Origin of the sequence: Shewanella algicola (assembly GCF_014648035.1) — a bacterium.
In the GTDB taxonomy this organism is placed as follows: Bacteria; Pseudomonadota; Gammaproteobacteria; order Enterobacterales; family Shewanellaceae; genus Shewanella; species Shewanella algicola.
Window position 1 is genome coordinate 1 of record NZ_BMQI01000146.1, and the last position, 1102, is coordinate 1102.

Annotated in this window: 1 protein-coding gene; it reads left to right on the forward strand. The window is 44.6% G+C overall.

Annotated elements, in window-relative coordinates:
* Positions 1 to 103 precede the first annotated feature (103 nt).
* Positions 104 to 1102: IS66 family transposase (gene tnpC / locus IEY42_RS22130; RefSeq protein ID WP_188927321.1), on the forward strand; the 999-nt coding region annotated here is incomplete at its 3' end.

Here is a 1102-nt window from a genome sequence, read left to right on the forward strand (position 1 = left end):
TTGCAGGTAAGCAAGTCTTGTAATATTTGCGATCGATTGATGATCATCAAAAGACGTTCAGTTAGTACTGGAAAGCCGTTATTAATGCCTTAAAATAGGCATTATGAATAATGTACTCGCCCTTCAACAGCGTATCGCTGAGCTGGAAAAACTGCTCGAAAATGAGCGGCAATTATCTTTACAAAAAGATGCACAAATCGCAGCCTTGGAAGAGCGCTGGCGTTTAGCTCAACAAAAACAATTCGGCAAAAGTGCTGAAGGCTTTGTGGGGCAAGGCGAATTATTTAATGAAGTGGAAGAGATTGTTGAGGAATTTGAGGCAGAGCAACAATCCATTAGCTACACCCGTAAAAGGCCTGTGCGTAAGCCGCTACCAAAAGACTTACCTCGTGAGCAGGTTATTCACGACATTGATGATAAAACCTGTGATTGTTGTGGCGGTGAGCTACATAGAATGGGTGAAGATAAGTCAGAAAAGCTTGAGTTTATTCCCGCTCAAATCAAAGTGATTGAGCACATTAGGCCTAAATACGCCTGCCGCCACTGTGATAAAGCCTCGACTCACACCCCGATAAAGCAAGCCTCAATGCCAGCCATGCCCATCAACAAAGGCATTGCAACAAGCAGTTTGCTCAGTCAGCTTATCACCAGTAAATACCAATATGGGTTACCGCTTTATCGCCAGGAAGCAATGTTCAAGCAATACGGTATTGAGCTGAGCCGTCAGACCATGAGCAGTTGGATAGACAAATCTGCCACACTCTTCGCACCATTAGTAGAACGACTTAAAGCCGAGCTATTAAAGCAACCCACGTTGTTTGCCGATGAAACGCCCTTAAAAGTGATGAAATCCGACAAAGTGAACAGCTACATGTGGGTGTATTGTTCAGGTCGAGATTCACCAGACCCGAATAATCCTATCCCTAATATCGTGCTTTACGACTTCCACAATAGTCGCGCAGCCACGTGCGTGGTCAATTATCTTGATGGATATCAAGGGTATTTACACGTGGATGGTTATCAGGCCTATGCCAAAACACAGGCAACCTTAATCGGCTGCTGGGCTCATGCTCGTCGTAAATTTATCGAGGCGAAAAAGCTG